General features: G+C 66.3%; 24 protein-coding genes. 13 read left to right on the top strand and 11 right to left on the bottom strand.

The features are described from left to right. Positions 1 to 20: 20 nt before the first annotated feature. From NLI89_RS18910 to tatC, 3 genes are read left to right on the top strand one after another with little or no spacing between them, the layout of a single operon-like run. A complete protein-coding gene (locus tag NLI89_RS18910; protein WP_187504890.1) occupies positions 21 to 266 on the top strand; it encodes a twin-arginine translocase TatA/TatE family subunit in 246 nt (81 codons plus the stop codon). Positions 267 to 319: 53 nt separating this feature from the next. Beyond that, entirely contained in the window at positions 320 to 859 is a 540-nt protein-coding gene (gene tatB, locus NLI89_RS18905) for a Sec-independent protein translocase protein TatB (protein ID WP_254688391.1), read from the top strand. 43 nt (positions 860 to 902) lie between these two features. Then, positions 903 to 1,685, top strand: a complete 783-nt coding sequence (gene tatC, locus NLI89_RS18900) for a twin-arginine translocase subunit TatC (protein WP_254688390.1) — start codon at positions 903 to 905, stop codon at positions 1,683 to 1,685. 91 nt (positions 1,686 to 1,776) lie between these two features. Here tatC and NLI89_RS18895 read toward each other — a convergent pair whose 3' ends face one another. The 3 genes from NLI89_RS18895 to NLI89_RS18885 all read right to left on the bottom strand — a co-directional run bounded on the left by NLI89_RS18895 (position 1,777) and on the right by NLI89_RS18885 (position 4,042). Next, positions 1,777 to 1,911: an entericidin A/B family lipoprotein gene (locus tag NLI89_RS18895; protein ID WP_214655136.1), complete on the bottom strand. Its 135-nt coding sequence runs from the start codon at positions 1,909 to 1,911 to the stop codon at positions 1,777 to 1,779. A 371-nt stretch (positions 1,912 to 2,282) separates the two neighbouring features. Next, positions 2,283 to 3,824, bottom strand: a complete 1,542-nt coding sequence (locus NLI89_RS18890; protein WP_254688397.1) for a sensor histidine kinase — start codon at positions 3,822 to 3,824, stop codon at positions 2,283 to 2,285. Between the two features lie 83 nt (positions 3,825 to 3,907). Beyond that, positions 3,908 to 4,042, bottom strand: a complete 135-nt coding sequence (locus tag NLI89_RS18885) for a NepR family anti-sigma factor (RefSeq protein WP_254688389.1) — start codon at positions 4,040 to 4,042, stop codon at positions 3,908 to 3,910. Positions 4,043 to 4,357: 315 nt separating this feature from the next. Here NLI89_RS18885 and NLI89_RS18880 point away from each other — a divergent pair, with 315 nt between their 5' ends. Both NLI89_RS18880 and NLI89_RS18875 read left to right on the top strand, forming a co-directional pair. Beyond that, the gene (locus NLI89_RS18880; RefSeq protein ID WP_254688388.1) at positions 4,358 to 5,161 is read left to right on the top strand and encodes a response regulator; all 804 of its coding nucleotides are present in this window, start codon (positions 4,358 to 4,360) and stop codon (positions 5,159 to 5,161) included. Between the two features lie 304 nt (positions 5,162 to 5,465). Next, positions 5,466 to 6,119 carry a sigma-70 family RNA polymerase sigma factor gene (locus tag NLI89_RS18875; protein WP_187504894.1) on the top strand — a complete coding sequence of 218 codons (654 nt, stop codon included), beginning with the start codon at positions 5,466 to 5,468 and terminating at the stop codon, positions 6,117 to 6,119. Positions 6,120 to 6,158: 39 nt separating this feature from the next. On the opposite strand, the gene NLI89_RS18870 is transcribed toward NLI89_RS18875, so the two are convergent. Beyond that, positions 6,159 to 6,314, bottom strand: coding sequence for a hypothetical protein (locus tag NLI89_RS18870; protein WP_254688387.1), 156 nt, complete (start codon positions 6,312 to 6,314; stop codon positions 6,159 to 6,161). Between the two features lie 169 nt (positions 6,315 to 6,483). Here NLI89_RS18870 and NLI89_RS18865 point away from each other — a divergent pair, with 169 nt between their 5' ends. The 7 genes from NLI89_RS18865 to NLI89_RS18835 all read left to right on the top strand — a co-directional run bounded on the left by NLI89_RS18865 (position 6,484) and on the right by NLI89_RS18835 (position 13,293). Then, positions 6,484 to 9,093 (top strand): bifunctional [glutamine synthetase] adenylyltransferase/[glutamine synthetase]-adenylyl-L-tyrosine phosphorylase, encoded by a 2,610-nt coding sequence (locus NLI89_RS18865; protein ID WP_439144545.1) that lies wholly within the window; start codon positions 6,484 to 6,486, stop codon positions 9,091 to 9,093. Beyond that, positions 9,086 to 9,550: a peroxiredoxin gene (locus tag NLI89_RS18860; protein WP_254688385.1), complete on the top strand. Its 465-nt coding sequence runs from the start codon at positions 9,086 to 9,088 to the stop codon at positions 9,548 to 9,550. Before NLI89_RS18865 ends, NLI89_RS18860 begins: the two co-directional genes overlap by 8 nt. Before the next feature lie 297 nt (positions 9,551 to 9,847). Further along, positions 9,848 to 10,606, top strand: coding sequence for a M23 family metallopeptidase (locus NLI89_RS18855; protein ID WP_254688384.1), 759 nt, complete (start codon positions 9,848 to 9,850; stop codon positions 10,604 to 10,606). Between the two features lie 443 nt (positions 10,607 to 11,049). Beyond that, positions 11,050 to 11,388: an iron-sulfur cluster insertion protein ErpA gene (gene erpA / locus NLI89_RS18850; protein ID WP_187504898.1), complete on the top strand. Its 339-nt coding sequence runs from the start codon at positions 11,050 to 11,052 to the stop codon at positions 11,386 to 11,388. A gap of 7 nt (positions 11,389 to 11,395) precedes the next feature. Beyond that, a complete protein-coding gene (xth, locus tag NLI89_RS18845) occupies positions 11,396 to 12,166 on the top strand; it encodes an exodeoxyribonuclease III (RefSeq protein ID WP_254688383.1) in 771 nt (256 codons plus the stop codon). Next, entirely contained in the window at positions 12,163 to 12,966 is an 804-nt protein-coding gene (locus tag NLI89_RS18840; protein ID WP_368077304.1) for a transporter, read from the top strand. The genes xth and NLI89_RS18840 overlap by 4 nt, the downstream gene beginning before the upstream one ends. Then, positions 12,967 to 13,293 (top strand): hypothetical protein, encoded by a 327-nt coding sequence (locus tag NLI89_RS18835; protein WP_254688382.1) that lies wholly within the window; start codon positions 12,967 to 12,969, stop codon positions 13,291 to 13,293. Between the two features lie 476 nt (positions 13,294 to 13,769). Here the strand turns inward: NLI89_RS18835 and NLI89_RS18830 are convergent, their stop codons facing one another. Continuing rightward, positions 13,770 to 14,921, bottom strand: a complete 1,152-nt coding sequence (locus NLI89_RS18830) for a GNAT family N-acetyltransferase (RefSeq protein ID WP_254688381.1) — start codon at positions 14,919 to 14,921, stop codon at positions 13,770 to 13,772. Positions 14,922 to 15,095: 174 nt separating this feature from the next. Here NLI89_RS18830 and NLI89_RS18825 point away from each other — a divergent pair, with 174 nt between their 5' ends. Beyond that, a complete protein-coding gene (locus NLI89_RS18825; protein ID WP_254688395.1) occupies positions 15,096 to 16,211 on the top strand; it encodes a fatty acid desaturase family protein in 1,116 nt (371 codons plus the stop codon). A gap of 104 nt (positions 16,212 to 16,315) precedes the next feature. Here NLI89_RS18825 and lptG read toward each other — a convergent pair whose 3' ends face one another. The 6 genes from lptG to NLI89_RS18795 form a co-directional block, all read right to left on the bottom strand. After that, positions 16,316 to 17,416 carry an LPS export ABC transporter permease LptG gene (lptG, locus tag NLI89_RS18820; RefSeq protein WP_254688380.1) on the bottom strand — a complete coding sequence of 367 codons (1,101 nt, stop codon included), beginning with the start codon at positions 17,414 to 17,416 and terminating at the stop codon, positions 16,316 to 16,318. Further along, the gene (lptF, locus tag NLI89_RS18815) at positions 17,413 to 18,618 is read right to left on the bottom strand and encodes an LPS export ABC transporter permease LptF (protein WP_254688379.1); all 1,206 of its coding nucleotides are present in this window, start codon (positions 18,616 to 18,618) and stop codon (positions 17,413 to 17,415) included. Before lptF ends, lptG begins: the two co-directional genes overlap by 4 nt. An 87-nt stretch (positions 18,619 to 18,705) precedes the next feature. Beyond that, positions 18,706 to 20,670 carry an ATP-binding protein gene (locus NLI89_RS18810; protein ID WP_254688378.1) on the bottom strand — a complete coding sequence of 655 codons (1,965 nt, stop codon included), beginning with the start codon at positions 20,668 to 20,670 and terminating at the stop codon, positions 18,706 to 18,708. 198 nt (positions 20,671 to 20,868) lie between these two features. Beyond that, on the bottom strand, positions 20,869 to 22,131 hold the full coding sequence (gene spt / locus NLI89_RS18805; RefSeq protein WP_254688377.1) for a serine palmitoyltransferase: 1,263 nt from the start codon (positions 22,129 to 22,131) through the stop codon (positions 20,869 to 20,871). A 135-nt stretch (positions 22,132 to 22,266) separates the two neighbouring features. Continuing rightward, a complete protein-coding gene (locus NLI89_RS18800; RefSeq protein WP_055880859.1) occupies positions 22,267 to 22,512 on the bottom strand; it encodes an acyl carrier protein in 246 nt (81 codons plus the stop codon). Positions 22,513 to 22,572: 60 nt separating this feature from the next. Continuing rightward, entirely contained in the window at positions 22,573 to 23,484 is a 912-nt protein-coding gene (locus NLI89_RS18795) for an NAD-dependent epimerase/dehydratase family protein (protein ID WP_254688394.1), read from the bottom strand. Between the last annotated feature and the right edge of the window lie 30 nt (positions 23,485 to 23,514).

Below are 23,514 nucleotides of genomic sequence, written 5' to 3'. Positions count from 1 at the left end.
CAGTTTTCAGGAGAATGGCCATGGGCGGTTTTAGCCCGATTCACTTGCTCGTCCTCGCGGTCGTCGCGATCCTCCTTCTTGGCGGCGGTCGTTTTTCCAGCCTGATGGGCGATGTCGCCAAGGGCGTTAAGAACTTCAAGAAGGGCATGGCCGAGCCCGACGACGAGACGCCGGCCAAGCCGTCGGCGCGGATCGAAGCGCAGAAGTCGGCCGATCCCGCGTTCGATCGCGACGGCAATCGCGTCCGCGACGACCGTCCTGCCTGAAGCGATCGTGCTTGAAATTGGCAGAGTTGAAGACCCTAGATAGGCGCGGCTGAATGTTCGATATCGCGCCCTCCGAGTTCATGCTCGTGGCATTCGTCGCGCTCGTCGTGATCGGTCCGAAGGACCTCCCCAAGGCGATGCGCGTGGTCGGCTATTGGGTCGGCAAGGCGCGCGGTGTCGCGCGGCAATTCCGCTCGGGCTTCGATTCGATGGTCCGCGAGGCCGAACTCGAGGAGATGGAAAAGCGCTGGGCGTCGGAAAACGAACGCATCATGCGCGAGCATCCGCAGACGGGTACGGACGGCGCGGTCGATACCGCACAGGTCGTGCATTCGCCGGAGACCGACGAGTATCGCCGCGATTATCGGTCCGGGGATCATGTTTCCGATGACCATACGGACGAGCCGGTGATGGTCGAGAAGCCAGTGGTCGCCGCCGCTCCGCCTGCGGTATCGCCTGCGCCTGCCGACCAGGAGCACAAGCCCGTCGGCCATCGTGCCCCGGACCTGTTCGATACGCCGTTGGATACGCCGGTCACGACCGCGCCTCACCGCGACGACAAGACTGGCAAGTCCGACGTGGCGCCATCATGAGCCGCTCCGCCATCATCGCCCCATATAACGCCGAAAGCATAGTATGAGCGAGATCGACGCAAGCCGGGCGCCGTTGCTCGACCATCTGATCGAGCTGCGGCGGCGGCTGCTATATTGCATCGCCGCGCTGATCGTGACGTTCGGGATCGCGATGTACTTCGCCGAGGATATCTTCGGCTTCCTGGTCCACCCGCTGCTCGCGGCGGGGCAGAACAAGGTCATTTACACCGAGATCTTCGAAGCGTTCTTCGTCCAGATCAAGGTGGCGTTCTTCGCGGCGATGATGCTGTCGTTCCCCGTTATCGCGAACCAGCTGTGGCAATTCGTCGCGCCCGGCCTCTACAAGAAGGAGAAGCGGGCACTGTTCCCGTTCATCCTCGCGACGCCGGTGCTGTTCCTGACCGGCGCGGCGATGGCCTATTACATCGCGATCCCGATGGCGCTGCACTTCCTGCTCGGGTTCGACGGGATGGTCGGCGGGATTCACCGCGAGGCGCTGCCGGCGATCGGCAATTATCTGTCGTTCACCATGCAGTTCCTGTTCGGCTTCGGGATCTCGTTCCTGCTGCCGGTGCTGCTGATGCTGCTGGAGCGGGCCGGGATCGTTACGCGGAAACAGCTGATCGGTGCGCGGCGCTACGCGATCGTCGCCGCGTTCGCGATCGCCGCGGTGCTGACGCCGCCGGATATCGGGTCGCAGCTGTTGCTCGCGATCCCGCTGGTGATCCTGTACGAGATGGCGCTGATCGGGATCTGGTTCACCGAGCGCAGCCGGGCGAAGGCCAAGGCGGTCGAGGGCGAGTCCACCGACATCGTCGAGAGTTAAGGTCGAGAGTTAAGAACGCAAAACGCCGATACGAAAACGGGGCCCGGTGCGTGTGCACCGGGCCCCGTTCCATTACCAGAAGCGCAAGGGCTTACTTGGCGCCGTCTGCGGTCTTCGCGACGGTCTTGCCGGCCGATGCGACGTCCTTGCCTGCACCCTCGACGGTGTTGCATGCCGAAACCATGAGCGCGCCTGCGACGACGGCCAGTCCAACCAACTTACGCATGATACTTCCTCCAAGAAGGGCTTGAATGCCACCGGAGGTGAAATGTTCGGGCGCCGCATTCGTTCCGATGCCGAAACCAGAAGGCGTGCGATTTGTGACGCTTAAGGGGGAGGGGGCTGCCGCTAGTCTAAAAGGCGCTGGCGCTCGTCCGAACGATAAAGGCCCGGAAGCATCACCAGGGGGGGGAAGGGTGATGCTACCGGGCCTGTGTTCTGGATAGCGAGAGCGGGGGGGCATAAATTCGCTATCCGAAGTGTAGAACGGCGACGGCCGACGTCGGTTCCCGCGTTTTTCGAGAATCGCGATTAAAAATCCGAGTTTAATTTGAATTGGTTAACGTTGCGGCAGGAAACGCCGCAAGACTTCCCGAGTCAGTCGCGGCCGGTGATGGCGACGGCGATCTCGTAGGCCCCGACCAGCGGATCGTGATGGAGCGGCGAGCGCAACTGGCGCGACAGGCCCTCCATCACGCGTCCGTAGCGCGAAGCGGCCTCGCGCAACGCATCGCTCTCGACCAGGGCCCGCGACACGACCCGCAGCAGCGCGCGATCGGGTTTGTCGGCGAGCTTGTCGGCGGGCTTCACGACGATCCGGATCTGCGCGGCGGGATCGCACGTCATCGCCAGCTCGATCGTCTCGGTCACGAGGAAGGCGATGGCGACCGCGACGTCCTGGTTGACCAGATACGGATCGACATCGAGCGTGATGCCCAGCCCGTGCGACCGATCGGAGGCGGTCGCGCGGATGTTGGCGGAGAGTTCGCCGATCATCGTCCGCAGGTTCAGTCCGCGATTTTCCTCGAGTTCGGCGAAGTGATTGCGGTGGACGACGGCGAGTGCATCGACGCGGCGCTGGATCGAGGAATAGGCCGCGGTCGCATCGGCGCTCGGCGCGCTGCGAGCGTGGAAGTTGATCAGGCTGGAGATGACCTGGAGGTTGTTCTTCACCCGGTGGTGAACTTCTCGCGTCAGCTTGGTCTGGCGGACCAACCCTTCGGCGAGCCCGGCCTCGTGCAGCGCGACGGTACGGCTGATCGCCTGGAACGTCTCGCCAAGCTCGCGGATCTCCTGCGCGGGCAGGGTATGGACGGTGCCGAAGTCGAGTTCCTCGCCGGGCGTGAAGGCGGCGACCGCACCGCGCAGGCGACGCAGTGGGCGGATCAGCAGGCGGTCGACGACGAACCACGCGATGCTCGCCGCGGCGATCCACATCAGCAGCGGCAGCAGCATCGCGACGATCAGCGAGGACGTGACGGGCGCGCTGCGGATGCTGGTGCGCAGGGCAAGGCCCGCGACGCCGAGCTCGGTCCGCATCGTCTCCATGCGATCGAGCGGGCGTTCGTTCGGGATCGTCTCCAGATGCAGCGAATCCTCGTCGAGGACGATCGCGCTGCTGAAGGCCGATGCACGGGTCGATGGCTGCCCGATCTTCTCGAGGAAGGGGCGCGGGAAATAGGCGCGGGCGGACGTATCGCCGCCGGGGCCGGAAATCGCGAGCAGCAGGCCATTGTCGGGAACGATCGCGGCGGCGATCGGCATGTCGTCCTGTCGGAGCGTGACCGGATTGGGCAGCGGGACACCGCACAGGACGTTGCCCTTGCGATCGGTGATGATGAAGCGCGTGCCGGCCGAGGATTGCTGCGCGAACACGCCCTGCGCACGGGCGCAGCTGGGTGCGTCGGCGGGATCGGTACCGAGCGCGTTCACCGCGACCCGCAAGGCCGTCATGTCGCCGACGAGTTCGATCGCGATCGCGCGCGCGCTCTCGTTCGCGGTGACCCGCAGGCGTGCGCGCGCCTCGGCATCGGCGAGGCGGGTGGTCTGCAAGGTCGCGAAGACCGCGATCAGCGCCAGCGGCAGGAGCGCGGCGCTGATGATCAGGAAAAGCTTGGCACCGGTCGGCAGGCGACCCATCGCCGAGATGAAACGGCGTTCGGCCACGGTGTCTGCCTGTAGTGTCGGGGTCTTGTCGGGTGGCGAGGCCATGCGGCCCGCCGTCAGTCTAGCTTGCCGAGGAGGTCGAGCAAATCGTCGGGAATCGCTTCGTCGACGGTCTTCTGATAAACCGAGCGCAGCGCCGAGCCCATTTGCTGATCCTTGTTCTGGATCTTCGGGGGCTTCGTTGCAGGCACTGTCTTCTCCGTGTCGTGGCCCAAACTCAAAACTTCCCCCTGCACGACGCAAACCAATCAGATGACGATGAGTATGGCTGGACCCTCGGGCATCAGGCTGCACACTCGCGAAAAGATGCTCGTGAAACCAAATAGCATCTCGATAGTTCCACGTTCGACCGAAAAATCCGCATTCCCGTGTCATTCCGTTCGCTCGCCGGGCAATGATGCACCCGGAACGGACGGACCGGTAGCATTTTCGACCGATGCCATTGCAATGACGCGAGCCGCCCGACACATGAGGGGCCGCACAAGATCAGGGAGTATTCGTTACCCATGTCTTTAGGACAGCAACTCGCACCGCACCTTCCCTTTCTGCGGCGCTATGGCCGGGCCCTGACCGGCAGCCAGATGCATGGCGACAAATATGTGCGCGCTACCTTGGAGGCGATCGTCGCCGCACCGGAAGAATTTCCGCGCGACGTCGATCCGCGTCTCGGCCTGTACCGGATGTTCCAGGCGATCTGGAACTCGGCGAATTTCGATGAGGTCGGTGACGAGAGTTTCAGTGAGGCGGAGGGTCATGAAGCCGTCGCCCGCGCGCGTCTCGCACGGATGACGCCGCTGTCGCGTCAGGCTCTGTTGCTGACCGCGATGGAAGGCTTCACGCCCGAGGACGCGGCATACCTGATCGAAGTCGATGCGAGTGAAGTCGACGACCTCGTCGCCGATGCATTGTCGGAAATCGAGAACCAGACCCGCGCGAAGGTCCTGATCATCGAGGACGAGCCGATCATCGCGATGGATATCGAGACGATCGTTCGCGATCTCGGCCACGACGTTACCGGCGTTGCGGTCACCCGCGACGAGGCGGTCGCGCTGGCGATGGAAACGCGGCCGGGCCTCGTGCTCGCCGACATCCAACTCGCCGACGACAGCTCAGGCATCGACGCGGTCAAGGACATCCTGGCCGAGTTCGAGGTCCCGGTGATCTTCATCACCGCGTTCCCCGAGCGCCTGCTGACTGGCGAACGTCCCGAGCCGACGTTCCTGATCACCAAGCCGTTCCAGCGTTCGACCGTCAAGGCCGCCATCAGCCAGGCGTTGTTCTTCGACCAGGCAACCGTTCCGACCGCCTGATCGTCGCCATATATCGGGTCCGTTTTCGCCAGACGGTTACGGACCCAAAACGGTTCTCGATGGTTTAGGGGACATGGCTGATCCAAACGAACCGATCCATATCGAGACCGATGACGCGAGAGCGGGATCCACCCCTCACATGACCCGATATATACTGGCGATCTCGCTGGTATTGGTCATCGTGATCTTCGGATTTCTCGTCCTCCGCTAATCTGAATTCTGCGTAGGTCACTGGCAATGCTGGTAACCCGCGTCTATGTCTGTCGCTCAGCTCGGCAGTTTTATCGGGATTGATTGGATTACCATGACCCAGCCTGCGCCGCGTGCAGACACCGATGATGAGATCGACGAGGTCGTCGTACCGGTCGAACACGTCTCGCTGTCGGATGCCGAGTTCAAGGTTCAGCTTGCCCAGGTGATCCCGCATCTCCGGGCGTTTGGCCGTTCGCTGTCGGGCAGCCGCGATCTCGCGGACGATCTGGTGCAGGAGACGCTGTTGAAGGCCTGGGCCGCGCGTCTGCGCTTCCAGGCCGGCACCAACATGCGCGCATGGACCTTCATCATCCTGCGCAATCTGTATCTGTCGCAGATGCGTCGTGCGCGCTTCAAGGGCGAGTGGGACGATCTGGTCGCCGACCGCATCCTCGCAGCACCGGCAAGCCAGGATCGTCACGTCGAGCTGGGCGATATGCAGCGCGCGCTCATGCATCTGCCGCAACCGCAGCGCGAGGCGCTGATCCTCGTCGGTGCGGGTGGGTTCGCGTATGAAGAGGCGGCAGAGATCTGCAACGTGGCGGTCGGCACGATCAAGAGCCGGGTCGCACGCGGCCGTGTCGCGCTGGAGACGATCCTGACCGACGGCTCGTTGCCGTCGCGTCGCGATCACGAGACCGACACGAGCAAGACCGCGCTCGATTCGATCATGGGCGATGTAGAGGAACTCAGCCGGGGTCGTTGACCCTCGGCTCGGTTTGGCTTGCGACGCCCATCGACGCGATTAGTGCCGAATGCGGTCCATCTGCTGCAGCATCCGCACCATATCGTCCGGCAGGCCGCGCGGCTCATCGAATGCGCCGCGTAGTGCATAGCCTATAACGTCGGTCACACGAGGGGCGCGGACGGTCTGTCGCCCGTTCTTGTCACCGCTGATCATGTGTAGTGCGTAGGTCATGCACGTAAGAACGGTCGATTGCGGGTTTCGTTGCTTCCCCATGTCAAGACATCGTTACTTTCTATAGTAGCGAAGCATGCACGATCTCGAATCTGAACATGCGATAAACAACGCGCTGGGCCGGGCACGTCTTTGGTCCCCCTTTCTCGCCATGATCCTCGACCGCGAGCCCGTTCTTGCGCGGGCGCTCGCGCAAGGACGGCTCGATCTGGACGCATCCAGTGCGACCCCGGACATGCCGGTTGCAAAACGGCTCAGGCTCGAACGGCGGGCGATGGCGTTGAACGTCGCGATCGGCGATCTCGCGGGCGTGCTCGACCTGACCGCGGTGACCGGCGCCCTGACGCGGTTCGCCGACCATGCGCTAGACACCGCGATCCGCGCGGCGATCGAGGAGCGGACGCCCGGTGCCGAGCCGCTCGGCTTTACCGCGATCGCGCTCGGCAAGCAGGGGAGTGGCGAACTCAATTATTCGTCGGACATCGATCCGATCCTACTGTTCGATCCGGCGACCCTGCCGCTGAAACCGCGCGAGGAGCCCGAGCAGGCGGCAGTGCGGATCGGCAAGCGCGTCGTCGAACTGCTCCAGGCGCGCGACGGCGATGGCTATGTCCTGCGCGTCGACCTGCGGTTGCGACCTTCGCCCGAGATCACGCCGATCGTCCTGCCGATGGAGGCGGCGATCGGCTATTACGAGGCGCAGGCGCTGCCGTGGGAGCGCGCGGCGTTCATCCGCGCCCGCGCGGCGGCGGGTGATATCGCGCTCGGCCAGCGGTTTCTCGATGCGATCCGGCCGTTCGTGTGGCGACGCGCGCTCGATTTCGGCGCGATCGGCGAGATCCGCGGCATCTCCGCACGGATCCGCGATCACCATTCGCAGGGGCAGGCGTTTGGTCCCGGCTATGACCTGAAGCGCGGGCGGGGCGGCATCCGCGAGGCGGAGTTCTTCGCGCAGATCCACCAGCTGATCCACGGCGGGCGCGATCGCAGCGTCCGCGCGCCGGCAACCCGCGATGCGCTCGCGCGACTGGCGGAGGCAGGCTGGATCGGCGCCGACGAGTCGCAGGCGCTGATCGACGGCTACACGCTGCTGCGGACGATCGAGCACCGCGTGCAGATGATCGACGACCGCCAGACGCACGCGCTGCCGACCGGGGAAGCGCTCGACCGCGTGGCCAAGCTGCACGGGCTGGAGGATTCCGGCGCGCTGCTGGCGTTGCTCGCCCCGCGGGTGGCGGCGACCGGCCGGATCTACGACGCGCTCGACGACACCGCGCGCCCAGCGTTCTCGCATGACGCGGTGACGCTGGAGGCCGATCTCGCCGCCGCCGGGTTCGACGAGCCCGAGCCAGCGCGCCGCCGGATCGAGGCGTGGCGGAGTGGGGCGTATCCGGCGCTGCGCAGTCCGGCCGCGCGCGAGGCGCTGGAGGCGGTGCTGCCGACTTTGGTCACCGCGTTTGCGACCGCGCCGGTGCCGCAGGCGGCGTTGTTGCGGCTAGATGCACTGCTCGAACGCCTGCCGAGCGCGATCAACATCTTTCGCCTGCTGGAGGCGCGGCCCGGACTGGCGACGTTGCTCGCCGCGATCCTCAGCCATGCGCCGACGCTTGCCGACGATCTCGGACGGCGCCCGGATCTACTCGACGGGCTGATCGACGCGACCGCATTTGAGCCGGTCGGCGATATCGCGGCGCTGGAGGCGGCGATGCGCGCGGGCGAGGTCGGAGGCGATTACCAGGCGCGGCTCGATCATGTCCGCCGGGTCGTCGGCGAACTGCGGTTCGCGCTCGGGGCGCAGATCGTCGCCGGCGCGTCCGATCCGCTGCACGTCGCCGCCGGCTATGCGCGCGTTGCGGAGGCGGCGATCGGCGTGCTCGCGCGCGCGACGATCGACGAGTTCGCCAAGGCGCATGGGAGTGTGCCGGGCAGCGAACTCGTCATCCTCGCGCTCGGGCGGATGGGCGGCGCGATGCTCACGCACGCGTCCGATCTCGACCTGATCTATCTGTTTACGGGCGATTTTGCGGCAGAGTCGGATGGCCCGAAGCCGCTCGGCGCGACCCTGTACTACAACCGCCTCGCGCAGCGCGTGACGGCGGCGCTGTCGGTCGCGACGGCCGCGGGCCCGCTCTACCAGATCGACACCCGGTTGCGGCCGTCGGGCGGGCAGGGGCCGCTGGTCGTCACGCTCGACAGCTTCGCCCGCTACCAGCGCGAGGATGCGTGGACGTGGGAGCATATGGCGCTCACCCGGGCGCGGCCGGTGTTCGGTTCGCCGGACGCGCGCGCCGCGGTGACCGACATCGTGCGCGGTGTGCTCGAAGGCGACCGCCCGACCCGCGACGTGGTCGCCGATGCGCGGTCGATGCGCGCGGACATGGCGGCGCACAAGCCACCCAAGGGGCCGCTCGATGCCAAGCTCCTCCCCGGCGGTCTCGTCGACCTGGAGTTCGCGGTGCACGTCGTCCAGCTCGCCAACCGCGCCGGCTTCGATCCCAATCTCGGCACCGCGATCGATCGGCTGGCGACCGAAGGCCTCGTCCCGTCGACGTTGCGCGCCGCGCACGACGTGCTGACCCGGTTGCTGGTCACGCTCCGCCTCGTCGCGCCCGATGCCGCGCCGCCGGGCCACGCGACGCAAGAGCTGATCGCCCGCGCGATCGGGGTCGCGGATTGGCCGGCGGTGGTTGCCACGCTCGAATCGACGCGGCAGGACGTGCGCCGGTTCTGGGCGCAAGTGACGGGAGAGCAGGATGGATGACGGGTCGAAGATTCCGGACGTGACGGTCACGATCAACGATGCGGGCAACGAGGCCGCCGTGTCGCTGGCGAGCCTCGGCGCGCCGCTCGTGGTGTATTTCTACCCGAAGGACGACACCTCGGGCTGCACCACGGAGGCGAAGGATTTTTCCGCGCTTGCCGACGCGTTCGAGGCGGCGGGCGTGAAGATCGTCGGCATCTCGAAGGACACGCCAGCCTCCCACGCGAAATTCAGCGCCAAGCACGCGCTTACCGTACGACTCGCCAGCGATGTCGACGGCGTCGCCTGCGAGGCGTTCGGCGTCTGGGTCGAGAAGGCGATGTACGGCAAGAAGTACATGGGGATCGAGCGCGCGACGTTCCTGTTCGGCGCCGACGGCACATTGGCGAAGACGTGGCGCAAGGTCCGCGTTCCGGGCCATGCCGAAGCCGTGCTGGCAGCCGCAAAGGCGCTCTGAACTGCTAGCGGTAACGGGCGGAGATTCGCGGAGATTCCGTCGGCCTTCGGCGGCGTTCTGCGATCGTTCCCTGCGCCAGGCCGGCGAATCCATCAACTCGCCGTATCAGCCTGCCGCTCCGCCGCGCGAACGGGGCCGCGCTCTTGCCCGTCGCGGCGGTATCCGGCCTAACTCCACTCGTCTGGTGCGCGGAGGGGCTGCGAGTCAGGACAGAGTTTCGGAGCCGTCCGCCTGGGGGCGAACGGCCCTGCATTTTTTTGTCGGGGACCAATGGTCGATTTTACCGCTGCTGCCATCATGACACGCCTCAAGGCGGTGTTCGCGGTGCGTACATTCTCTTCGATCGGGCAATATGCGATCGCCGCGACGATGGGTGTCGCCGGGTTCGCGTCGGCCGCTGAAGCACAGGTCGGGGGGCCTGCTAAGCAGGTCGCAAGCCAGGCGCACGGTGCCCGCGCCGCGACCGGTGGTCCGATGATCGCCGCCAACACCGAGGAAGCCAGTGCCGATCTCCGCGCCGACGCGCAGTTCCGCACGCTGTTCCAGACCTGGAAGAAGCTCGACGCCACCCAGCAGGGCGTGATCGCGATCCCGTCGGTCCAGCCCGTCCACTCGCTGTCGTTCACCAGCAATTTCGGCATCCGCTCGGATCCGTTCCGCGGCACCGCGGCGATGCATGCCGGCGTCGATATCCCCGGCCCGGTCGGCACGCCGATCTACGCAACCGCCGACGGTGTCGTCGCGCACGCCGGTCGCCAGGGCGGCTATGGCAACATGGTCGAGCTGAACCACGGCAAGGGTATCGCCACCCGCTACGGTCACCTTTCGAAGATCCTGGTCGCCGACAACACGCGCGTGACCCGCGGCCAGCTGATCGCGCTGATGGGCTCCACCGGCCGCTCGACCGGCCCGCATCTTCACTATGAAGTCCGTATCGACGGCCACGCCGTCAACCCGATCCCCTTCCTGACGACCGCGGATTACCTGCTTGCCGCACAGGACCGCTCGGTCAACGCGATCCCCGTCTCCACCGGCGGCCCCGCCGCGCAGGATTGAGCTGACTGGGGCTTGAGGCTCCCATCCCTGAAAGGGAGGGGCTGGGGGTGGGTAGGCCAGCTTGTGCCGCCACCCTCGCTCCATGCGGAAGCCGACCCACCCCCGACCCCTCCCTTCCAGGGAGGGGAGACGTTGCACGAACGGGTACATGGGCTGGTCCGACCGACACCCTGAGAAATCTACGCCCGCCCCTCTCCCAAAGCGCACCCGTCATCCCAACGCATCCCCGTCATCCCAGCGGAAGCTGGGATATCCCACCACGGGGACGGACCATCAGCATGAGATCCCAGCTTTCGCTGGGATGACGGGCGAGGCGGCGGTGCGGGTCCTACGCCGAGGCAGCAGTGCCGGTCCTACCGGCGAGCCACCGGTCCCGGTCCCGGAACCTTTCGGACACAAACCCCGAGGTTGCCGCAGGTTACTCGACCCCCTATCTCCAAGCCATGGCAACGCTGGCTCCCGACATCATTCTCACCCCCTCCGCCGCGGCGCGCGTCGCGGCGATCGCCGTCAAGCAGGGGAAGCCGGCGATCCTCCGGCTCTCGGTCGACGGCGGCGGCTGTTCCGGGTTCCAGTATAAATTCGGATTCGCCGACTCGGTCGAGTCCGACGACGTCATCGCCGAGCATGACGGCGTGAAGCTTGTCGTCGACAGCGTCAGCATCGACCTCGTCCGCGGTTGTGCGGTCGATTACGTCGAGTCGCTCGCCGGCGCCGCGTTCAAGGTCGAGAACCCCAACGCCGCGTCCGGTTGCGGCTGCGGCTCCAGCTTCTCGGTCTGACCGTCCCATGAAAATCGTCACGTACAACGTCAACGGCATCAAGGCGCGGTTGCCGCGGCTGATCGAGTATCTCGTCGAAGAACAGCCCGACATCGTATGCCTCCAGGAACTGAAGTCGAGCGACGAGACGTTCCCGATCGCGGACATGGAAGCGGTCGGCTACGGGGCTGTCTGGCACGGCCAGAAGGCGTGGAACGGCGTCGCGATCCTCGCCAAGAGCGGCACGCCTGTCTTGCGTCAGCGTGGTCTGGAAGGCGAACCCGAGGACGAGCATAGCCGCTATATCGAGGCGGAAGTCGACGGCCTGATCGTCGCCGCGCTGTATCTCCCCAACGGCAATCCGCAGCCGGGCCCGAAATTCGACTATAAACTCCGCTGGATGGACCGTCTCGCCGACCGTGCGCGCGTGCTGCTGGCCGAGGAAAAGCCGGCGATCCTCGCGGGCGACTACAACGTCATCGCCAACGACGACGACACCTACTCGGTCCGCGCGATGCAGGACGATGCGCTGATGCAGCCCGAAAGCCGCGAGCATTACCGTGCGCTCGTCGCGCAGGGCTGGACCGACGCGCTCCGCACGCAATTTCCGAAGGGCGGCGTCTGGACGTTCTGGGATTACCAGGCCGGCGCATGGCAGCGCGATGCCGGGTTCCGCATCGACCATCTGCTACTCAGCCCGCAGGCCGCCGACCGGATGATCGATGCCGGCGTCGACAAGGCGTATCGCGGCCGTGAAAAGGCCAGCGACCACGCGCCGACCTGGGTCCGGTTGCGGTGAGGCGACTGCTGCTCGGCGTCGCACTTTTCGGTCTTACCCTGACGACTCTTCCCGGTAATGCGGCAGCGCAGGAACGCGAATATTGCCCGGATCGGCCGGGCCTCGACACGCCCGCCTGCACGATCGCACCGGGGCGCATCTCGGTCGAGACGTCGCTGGCCGACTGGACGCGCGACGACCAGCCGGGCTCGCGCGAGGACAACATCCTGTTCGGCGACACGCTGGTCCGCGTCGGCGTCAGCGACACGATCGAGGCCCGGATCGGCTGGACGCCGTTCGGGCATGACCGGATGCGCGACTCGACCGGGGTCGACTCGGTGAACGGAGTCGGCGACGTTTCGCTGGGGATGAAGGCGAACCTCCACCACCCGGACGGCTCGGATCTGTCGGTATCGGTGCTGCCGTTCGTCACGCTGCCGGTCGGGCGGTCGTCGATCGGTGCGGGCGACTGGGGCGCGGGGTTTCTCGTGCCGTTGACCTACGAATTGTCGGATTCCGTATCGCTGGATCTGACGCCGGAGATCGATGCGGCGGTCGATCAGGACGGCAACGGCCGGCATCTGGCGTATAGCTCGACCGCCGGCCTGTCGGTCGCGGTATCCAAGGCGGTGACGCTGACCGGCGAGCTGCAGGCGTTGCGCGACGACGATCCGGAAAGGCATACGTCGCAGGCGCTCGCCGCGCTGTCGCTGGCCTGGATGGCGAGCGACGATCTCCAGTTCGACATGCTCGGCGCTGCGGGGCTGAACCACGATACCCCCGATGCGCGGGTGTATGCCGGGGTATCGCGGAGGTTCTAGATGCTGGTCGGCCTGCTCCTGCTCCAGGCGGTAGCCGGGCCGCCGCTGCCACCGGAACTGCGCAAGCGCGTGGCGCGCGCGACGATGCCGTGTCCGGTGCAGGCCGATCCCGACGGCGAGATCGTGGTCTGCGCGCGGCCGACCGACCGTCGACTCGGGACGCTTGCCGAGCCGGTCCAGCCTGCACGCGGCGATCCACTGTCGTTTCGGTTGCCCGGTGGCGGCGCGGGCAATGTCCACGCCATTCGTACCGAACTGCCCGGCGCAAGCGGACAGGGCGGAGCGGTGACGCTGAAGATGCCGTTCGGTAGGGGGAAGCGGGAGTAGTGGGTAGCATCGGTCGCAGGAGCGAGACCCCATCCAGCCTTCGGACGTAGCCCGGCCCAGCTGCGGTTACCTCCCCGGCGTAGGCCGGGGTCCAGTTGGGAGACGTCGGTAACGAAGGTTGCGTTTCGTTATTCCGGGCTTTCCAACTGGGCCCCGGCCTTCGCCGGGGAGGCTGGCTTGTTCGGATTTGCCGATTACGGCCGTGCCTGCCGTCGAACGTCTAGAGTCTAACGAATCTGAAGGCCGATCGGGCTGGATGCAGGCCGACATTCCCCCCTCCCTGGAAGGGAGGGGTTGGGGGTGGGTCGGTGTCCGCGCACTCCAGACGGCATTGGCTCAAGCGGGCCGACCCACCCCCGGCCCCTCCGTTCCAGGGAGGGGGGAAGTAAGCCCTCCCTGGAAGTCGCTCCTGAAAGCAGTCAGCCTCGCCAAGACGTCAGCCCCGCTAAGACGCCAGCGCCGCCAAAACTGCGCCCCTACAGCGTCCGCTCGTACACCTGGTACACCTTGTTAACCCGGCTCTCGATCGTCTCGGCGATCGACCGCATCCCCTGATTGTCGTCGAGAATCCAGCCGATCTCCGCACGCTTAGCGTCGTAATGCTCGACCGAGGCCCGGCGGATGTATTCGATCATCATGAAGGCCAGTTGGCTCGCCATCCGCGACGCCTGTAATTCCTTCACGACACCCATCAGCGGCACGCGCACCGTCCGCACCTTGGGCTTGCGCAACCACCACAACAGTTTCGCCCAGCCGAACGGCAGAAGGCTGCCGTTCAGCGGCTTGATCGCCTCGTTCAGGTCGGGAAGCGTGATCATGAACGCGACCGGCTTGCCGTCCAGCTCGGCGATCCGGATCAGGTCGTTGAAGACGATCGGCTTCAGTTTGACGCCGACGTCCTTGATCTCCGGCGGGGTCAACGGCACGAACCCCCAATTGTCGCGCCACGCGTCGTTGAGGATCGACAGGATGATCGCCGCCTCCTCCTCGAACTTGGTCTTGTCGACGTTGCGGACGCTGATCCGTGGGTTCTTCTCGCCCGACTTGATGATCCGCTGGACGATCGGCGGGAACTGCTTCGTGACGTCGACCTCGTAGGTCATCAGCCGTTTGACCGGGCGATACTGCGCCCATTCGATCCAGCCGCGATATTCGCGCTTGGCGTGGCCCATCATGATCGTCGGCGGATGATCGTAACCGTCGATCAACAGCCCCGGCTCCTCCCAGATCGACATGCTGATCGGCCCGAGCGCCCGCGTCATGCCTTGTTCGCGCAGCCAGTCCTCGGCGCGGGCGAGCAGCGCCTGGAAGATGTCCTGCCGCTCGGCCTCCATCAGGCCCCATTGGCCGACGCCGGGCCCGAAGCCCTGCTCGGGCGGCATCGTCAGCGCGAGCGTATCGATGTGCGCGGAGATGCGGCCGACCGCCCGGCCGTCCTCCTCGGCGACGAATAATTGCGCCTTGGCATGGCTGAACCAGCCGTTCTTCTCGGGCGTGATCAGCCCGAGCGCCTCGGACTTCAGCGGTGGCACCCAGTTGGGATCGTCGGCGTACAGTCGGAACGGAAGATCGATGAAGATTTTCCGGTCCTTCTTCGTCTCGACCGGACGGATCGTAAGCTTAGCCATATGTCGTTCCTGAAAACCCAGTCGCGCGTGTCTAGCAGCGTACGGCGTAAAGGCGAGTGACGCTTGCGTCATCGCGGCAGCCGGTCAGAGTGATCGGGTTTCCTCGCGCGAAGACATGCCCGCAACCTGTAAATGCCACGCTGCGGCCACTATCTTCGAGCAATGGACATGCCCATGGATACCTCGCTCAGCCTCGCTCGCGGCACGGCCGCTCCAGCCTCTGCAAACCCCGGCGCCTCAGCAACGCCCGGCGCGGGTGTCGTGCGGATCGCCGACGACAAGGCGATGCTGCGCGCGGCGGCGGACCTGACGCGCGATCTCGTTAAGCCCCGGCCGGCGGTGTATTGGGGCGACCTGATCGCGTCGATGCTACTGGGCTATGGCGCGCTGTTCGTCGCCGCGACGAGCGGTTCGACGGCGGTGGCGGCGATCGCCGCGATCGCGTCCGTGCTCGGGCTGTACCGTGGGCTGAGCTTTATCCACGAAGTTAGCCACATGAAGCATGCCTCGGTGCCGAACTTCCGGCTTGGCTGGAACATCCTCGTCGGCGTGCCGATGCTGACGCCGTCGTTCATGTACGAGGGCGTGCATAACCTCCATCACGCCAAGACCCGCTACGGCACGGTCGAGGATCCCGAATATCTGCCGCTCGCGCTGATGAAGCCGTGGACGCTGCCGCTGTTCATCGTCGTGTCGGCACTGGCGCCGATCGCGCTGATCATCCGGTTCGCGGTCCTGTCGCCGCTGTCGCTGCTCTCGTCGAAGCTGCGGACGATGGTGGTCGAGCGCTATTCGGCGCTGGCGATCAACCCGCAATTCCGTCGTCGTGCGCCCGAGGGTGAGGCGAAGGCCTATTGGAACCGTCTCGAGGTCGCGGCGAGCCTGTGGGCGATCACGCTGATCGCGATCACGGTGACGGGCGTGCTGCCGCTGCGTGCGTTCCTGACGATCCTCGGCGTGGCGTCGGCGTTCGCGGTGCTCAACCAGGTCCGCACGCTGGTCGCGCATCTGTGGGAGAATGACGGCGAGACGATGACGGTGACCGCGCAGTATCTCGACACGGTCAACGTGCCGCCGCCAGCGTTGCTGCCCGCGCTGTGGGCGCCAGTCGGGCTGCGTTATCACGCGCTGCATCACCTACTGCCGGGGCTTCCCTATCATGCGCTGGGCGAGGCGCATCGCCGGATTTCGGCCGAGCTGGACGCGATGTCGCCGTATCACAAGGCGAGCTATCCGGGGTTGCCGGGGCTGGTGAGCAAGATCGCCCGCAGCACGATGGTTAGGCGCTGATACGTCATGCCGGGCTTGTTCCGGCATCCACCCGTCCGCGAAATCGATCGTATAGGGTCTGCGGAACCGTGGACCCCGGAACAAGTCCGGGGTGACGGAGCGCTCTATTCCTCCGACCGGATCAGCACCGCTTCCCCGATCAGGAAGAACAGCAGGAACGGCGCCCACGCGGCGAGAAACGGCGGATACGCCCCAAGATTGCCCATCGCCAATGCGAAGTTGTCCGCGACGAAGAACGCGAACCCCAGGCCCATCCCGATCACCGCGCGCACGAACAGCTTGCCCGATCGCGCGATACCGAACGCCGCGACCGCGCCCAGCAGCGGCATCAGGACCGACGACAGTGGTCCCGACAGCTTGTGCCACAACGACCCTTCGAGCGCCTTGGTGGGCCGCCCCGCATCCGAGAGGTCGCCGATGGCCGCCTTCAGCGCACCGAACGACAGCCCGTCCGCATCGACGCTCGCCAGCGTGAACTGATCCGGCCGCACGTCCTTCGCGATCACCACCGAACCGAGATTGGTGACCGAACCGCGCGCCACGTCGAACCGTGTCGCCGGCTCGATCAGCCAGCCGCCACCGGGAGCACGCTTGCCGTGATCGGCGCGCAGGATCGCAACCAGGTTACCGCCGGTGCGATCGTACAACGTGATCCCGCCCAGCCGCGTCGCGTCGCCGCGCCCGCGGATCTGCGCCACCTCGATTAGGTCGTCGCCGTCGCGCACCCACACGTTCGCGCGGTCGCCGCGATCGATCGGCAGCTTGCCGTAATTCACCTTCTGCCACTGGTTCAGCGTCGCGGTCGAGCGCGCCACGACCCGGTCGTTGAACGCGAAGCTGATGATCGCCACGCCGAAGCTCGCCACCAGCAGCGGTGCGAGCACCTGATGCGCGGACAGCCCCGAGCCCTTCAGCGCGACGATCTCGCTGTTCTGGTTCATCGTGATCAGCGTCAGGATCGTCCCCAGCAGCACCGAGAACGGCAGGAACCGCGACACGATCTGCGGCACGCGCAGTGCGACATATTGCCAGATCTGCGCGTCGCCATTGCCGGGATACGCCAAAATGTCGCCCGACTCGCTCAACAGGTCGAGCGCCTGGAGCACCAGCACGAGCGCGGCGAGCACGGCGAACGTCCGCACCAGGAACATCCGGCCCATGTAGATCGCGACCGTGCGCGACGGGAAGAAGCTGACGGTTTTCATGCGGTCTTGCTCGTCTGCGACTTAGGCCGGAAGCCCGGAATGCGCTTGGTGATGGCCTTGAACGTCTTCGAGAAGACGCGTTCCAGCGCGCCGATCGGTTGCCCGCCGGGGACATAGGCAATGGTGTAATACATCCACAGGATCAGCCCGGCGAAGATCGTGAACGGCACCCACAGCGCGATGATCGGGTCGATCCGCCCGAGTTCGCCGACGTCCGCGGCATATTGGTTCACCTTGTGATAGGTGACGATCATCACGATCGACAGGAACACGCCGAGCGCGGACGAGGATCGCTTGGGCGGTACCCCGAGCGCGAGCGCGAGCAGCGGCAACAGGAACATCGTCGCGACTTCGGCGAGGCGGAAGTGGAACTCCGACCGGCTGCCGTCACGTTGCTCCAGCGTCGCACCACGCTGCCCCTGCTTGGCGAGCTCAGGGAGCGTATATTCCAGATTGCGCCCGCCACGGACACGGAAACTCTCGAACTTGGGCAGGTTGATCGGCAGATCGTGGCTGGTGAAGGTCAGCACGCGCGGCGTCTTGAAACCGGGCTTGTCGTGGACGAGCGTGCCGTTGGCGAGGCGGAAGATGATGACGTTGGGATCGTCGGTCGCGAGGAACTTGCCCTTCTCCGCGGTGACGCCCAGCCAATCGCCGGTCTGGGTCGATGCGTGGACGAAGATGCCCGACAGCTCGCGCCCCTTGTCCTTGCTCTCCTCGATCCGCAGCGTCATCCGCGAGCCGAGATTCGTGAACTCGCCGACCTTGATCGACGCGCCGAGCGCCCCCGTGCGCAGCTCGAACCGCAGGCCCTCGTAATAATAGCGGGCGATCGGCTGGACGTATCCGACGATCGCCAAGTTCAGCAGTGCCAGCGCGATCGTGTACATGTACGGCACGCGCAGCAGCCGGTTGTAACTCATGCCGACGCCGCGCAGCACGTCGAGCTCGGACGACGTCGACAGCCGGCGGAACGCGAGCAGGATGCCGAGCATCAGCCCGATCGGAATGCCCAAGCCCAGATATTCGGGCAGCAGATTGGCGAGCATCCGCCACACGACGCTGATCGGGCCGCCTTGCGTTGCGACGAAATTGAACAGCCCGAGCATACGATCGAGCACGAACAGCATGACGGCGATCAACAGCGTCGAGAACAGCGGCACCGCGATCAGCCGGGCCATGTAGCGGTCGATGGATTTCATGCGCGGGTTCGGCTCGGTATGCTGAGTCGCCGGGGTATAGAGGGGCAGGGGCGAAGCGTCATCCCCTATCGCCGCATCAGTGAACGATCATTCCGCGGCGATCGGATCGTGCTGAGCGGTGGCCGTGGAGGTGGCACGATCCGCGGCCATCGCCGTCGCGACCGCGCGCTCCAGACCGTTCAGCGTGAAGGGTTTGCGCAGCACGTCGTGGCCACCGAACTGCGCGACGTTCACCTCGCCCGCAAAGCCCGTGACGAACAGCACGGCGATGTGCGGATAGAGCGGGGAAAGCGCGGCGATCATCTCGGGGCCGGTCTGGCGCGGCATCAGCACGTCGGAGATGATCAGCCTGATCGCCGGGTTCGCGGCGAGCAGCGCGGGGGCGGCGAGCGGATCGTCGCACGGGATCGCGCGGTGGCCGATCTCCTCCAGCGCGCCGATCGTCGCGCTCAGCACGCGCGGATCGTCCTCGACGACGAGGATGTCGAGCATCGCGGGGGGCGGCGGTGCGGCGGGTGCGATCTCGGTCGGCAGCACGGGCACGAGGGCGGGCACGACGTCGACGGTGCGCGGCAGGTACAGCGTGACGGCGGTGCCTTCGCCCGGCGCCGAGACGATGCCGACCTCGCCCTGCAACTGCTGGACCAGCGCAAAGATCTGGCTGAGGCCGAGACCGGTGCCCTTGCCGACGTCCTTGGTGGTGAAGAACGGCTCGAACACGCGGTCGGCCACGTCGGGCGTCATCCCGCAGCCGTCGTCGGCGACCATGATCGTGACGTACTCACCCGCCGCGCACTTGCCGACCTGATCCGCAGCCAGCGTCGCGGTGCCGGTGACGATCGTCAGCGTGCCGCGGCCGTTCATCGCATCGCGCGCGTTGACCGCGAGGTTGAGGACCGCGTTCTCCAGCTGGACGCGGTCGGCGCGGACGCAACAGCCCGCAGCCTCGTCGCGCGCCACCAGCGTGATCGCATCGCCCAGCGTCCGGTCGAGCAGGTCGGACATGCCCGCGACCAGCGCGGCGCAGTCGATCGGCTCGGGCTTCAGCGAATCCTCGCGGCTGAACGCGAGCAGGCGGCGGGTGAGCGCGGCCGCCCGGTTCGCGCCTTCGGTCGCGCTGTCGATGTGCCGGCGCGCCGTCATCGGATCGGCGACGACGCTGCGCCGGGCAAGCTCCAGCCCGCCCAGCACCACGGCGAGCATGTTGTTGAAGTCGTGCGCGATGCCGCCGGTGAGCTGGCCGACCGCCTCCATCTTCTGGATCTGGCGCAGCTTGGCCTCCTGCACGCGCAGTTCGGCGGTGGCGGTGGCGACGGCGGCGGTCAGCTCGTCGGCGCGCTCGCGTTCCAGCTCGGCGTCGGCCAGCGCCGTGGCCCGCTCGCCGACCGCGCGGATCGTGAACCAGCCGAGCAGGATCGCACCCAGCACGATCAGCACGCCGAACACCGCGAGCACGCCCGCGACCCAGCTCGATCGCTCGACCGATCCCATCGCCGCCGCCGTCCGCTGGTCGAGCAGCGCGCGCTCGCCGGCGATCAGCGTGTCGAGCGTCTTGTTGATCTCGATGAGCGTCGGTGCCTTCCGCGCCTGGTAATAGCGCGCGAGCGCCTGGCCGTTCTTGCCGTAGCTCGTGTTGAGCGCGGTCAGCGACAATTCGCGCCCGCGGGCGTCATAGGCGGCGCGCAGGCGGTCGATCCGCGGTTGCTGTTCGGGATTGTCGTTGGTGATCCGGTCGAGCCGCTCGATCTGCGTGCCCGCCAGCAGCCATTCGTCGAAATAGAGCTGCCCGAGCTGCTTGTCGCCGCTGATGACGTAGCGCCCGAGTGATGCCTCCGACCGCGCGATCGTGCCCGACAGCGTGCGGGCGAGGATCATCACGTCATAGCTGTGTGCTTGCAGTTCGAGCGCGCGGTCGCGCTGGCGATTGGCGTTGCCGAGTGTCACGATCAGGGCGACGAGGACCGCCGCGCCGAGCAGCCCCATCACGACCAGCGTGACGGTCCGCCAGGTCGCTCCGCCCCCCAGGGCCGCGGTCTGGGCCTCGCTTCGCATCACCCGGCTATCCTAGCGCGCCGTTGCCCCCGCGCAATGATTTCGATTTTTGGGGGGCCGCTCTTCCGATCCTCCCCCGCCAGGGGGAGGTGGCACCGAAGGTGACGGGGGGGGAGGACACGGAGCGAAGGTTTCCCTTGCCTCCCCCTCCGTCTGGCAAGAGCCAGCCACCTCCCCCTTGCGGGGGAGGATCGAGGGTTAGCCGATCACCCCGACCGCACGCCCGGCCGCCTCGAACATCCCGAGGATGGTCGTGATCTGCTCGTCGGTATGCTCCGCGCACAGCGAACACCGCAGCAGGAACGTCCCCGCAGGCGTCGCCGGCGGGCGCGCCATGTTCACGTACAGCCCGCCTTCGAGCAGCGACTGCCAGATCGCGATCGCCTGTTGCTGGTCGGTCAGGATGACCGCGATGATCGCCGAATCCGACGTCTCGGTGCCCAGCTTGAACCCCATCGCCTTCAGCCCGCCATGCAGCCGCCGCGCGTTCTTCCAGAGCTGCGCGCGTTTGTCGTTCGCGGTCATCAGCTTGCGGATCGAGGTCGCGGCGGTCGCGACCACCGATGGCGGCAGCGAGGCGGTGAAGATGTACGGACGGCAGGCGAACCGTACCATCTCGAACTTCGGATGGTTCGACACGACGAACCCGCCGACCGTACCGACCGACTTCGAGAACGTCCCCACGACGAAATCGACCTCGTCGGTGAGCCCCATCTCCTCGTACACGCCGCGCCCGTTGGGGCCGAAAAAGCCCATCGAATGCGCCTCGTCGACCAGCACCATGCAGCCATGTTTCTTGGCGACCGCGACCATTTCCTTGAGCGGGGCGATGTCGCCGAGCATCGAATAGACGCCTTCGAGCACCACCAGCTTGCCGGCCTCCTTCGGCAGGCGACCGAGCCGCTTGTCGAGATCGGTCACGTCGTTGTGGCGGAAGCGGACGATCTCGGCGTTGCCCTGCTTGCAGCCGTCGTAGATCGAGGCGTGGCTGTCGGCGTCGAGGATGACGTATTCGCCCTTGCCGGCGAGCGTCGAGATGATCCCGAGATTGGCCATGTACCCGGTCGAGAACACGATCGCGCCGGTCATGTCGTAGAATTCGCGCAAGGCCTGTTCGACGTCGATATGATCGTGGAACGTGCCGTTGAGCATCCGGCTGCCGTTGGTGCCCGATCCGAACGCGTCGAGCGCGTCCTTGCCGGCCTGGATGACGTCGGGGTCGAACGTCATGCCCATGTAGTTGTAGGTGCCGAGCAGGATCGTGTCCTTGCCGCGGATCACCGCCTGGGTCGGCCCCTTCACCTCGTCCATCACGATCGCGAACGGATTGCGCACGCCGCTGGCGATCAGCGCCTCGCGTTCGGCGATCAGCGCGTCGAATTTGCTCATGAGATCGCGTTCCGGCGCGAACTCGGGAGCGTCGACGGGCAGGGCGTGGGCAGTGGTGGCGGCTTCGGTCATTCTATCGATTCCACAGGTTGGAATGTATCCCGGTCCCCCGCCCCCCGTTCGCCCCGAGCGAAGTCGAAGGGTGGCCGCTCGGGCGCGGCTTCGACTGCGCTCAGCCCGAACGGGGGGCGGGGGCCTTGGGCTTGCTCAGGCGGCCTTCAACTTCGCGACCGCATCGACCAGCTGGCCGACGGTCTCGATCTCGGCCTGCATGTTCATCGTGATGATGATGTCGAATTCGTCCTCGATCGCCGCGACGAAATCCATGACCGTCAGGCTGTCCCACTCCAGGTCGCCCTGGAACGTCGTCGCATCGGTCAGCGCGACGCCCTTTTTATTGAACGGCTCGATCTGCGCGGTGACGGTGTCGTAGATCTGCTGGCGGTCGCTCATTATAATCCTTCCGGGTGTCGCCACGCAGTCCTGACAGGGAATTGCGGCGGCTTTTCGGCGCTATAGCAGCCCCGCCGCGCGATACCATGCGGCGGTTTGCGCGAGCGCCTGCGGCGTCGGGACCGAGGGCGTCCAGAGCGCGGGCGGCGGCGGCTTGTGCGAGACCCAGTCGGGATGGCAGAAATAGCTGACCCGGTCGCGCGTGAGCTTGGCCTTGCGACGCCGGACGAGGCGGTCCGCGGCGGATGCGAGCTTCAGGAGGGGGCGGGGCGTGGAGAACACCCTGACCGACTTGCCGACCGCCCCGTTCACCGCCGTACCGATCGCACGCGCGAAATCGCGGTTGTCCCAGCCGTTCGGTACGCCGTCATCGGGCTCCATGATCGACGGCGCGTCGGCGCTCTCGGCGAGCGCGAGCAGCAGCGCGGTCAGATCCTCGACATAGAGCAGCGAGACGCGCGTGCCGGCAGGGGGCATCGGCACATAGCCCGACCTTGCGGCCCTGAAGACGTCGAGCAGTTCGAGATCGCGCGGGCCGAAGATCGCGGGCGGGCGGACGATCGTCCAGTCCAGCCCGGATATCTGAACGCGCGTCTCCGCCTCGGCCTTCGACCAGCCATAGTTCGACAGCGCCGGCTCGCGCGCGGCGAGCGAGGAGACGTGGATGAAGCGGCGGATGCCGGCGGCGCGAGTCGCCTGGAGGATGCCTTCGGTGCCGGCGACATTGCCCTTGCCAAAGCCCGCCCGGTCGGGTGCGTTGACCACGCCGGCGACGTGGATCACCGCGTCGGCGCCCTCGACCAAGGTCGCGAGGCTCTTCGGGCGATCGAGTGCGCCTTCGATCCAGGTCACGCCGATGCGCTTGGCCTGCGGCTTCCGGGCGAGCGCGCGGACGGTGTGGCCGGTCTCCAGCGCGTGGTCGATCAGGTGGCTGCCGACGAACCCGGTGCCACCGGTGATGGCCAGGATCATGACGGCGTCCCTGAGGTAGCAGTAGAAGTA

It is taken from the genome of Sphingomonas faeni (assembly GCF_024273235.1).
Classification (GTDB): domain Bacteria; phylum Pseudomonadota; class Alphaproteobacteria; order Sphingomonadales; family Sphingomonadaceae; genus Sphingomonas; species Sphingomonas faeni_A.
Note: the sequence above shows the minus strand (reverse complement) of the source record. Positions and strands in the feature narration are given on the sequence as shown.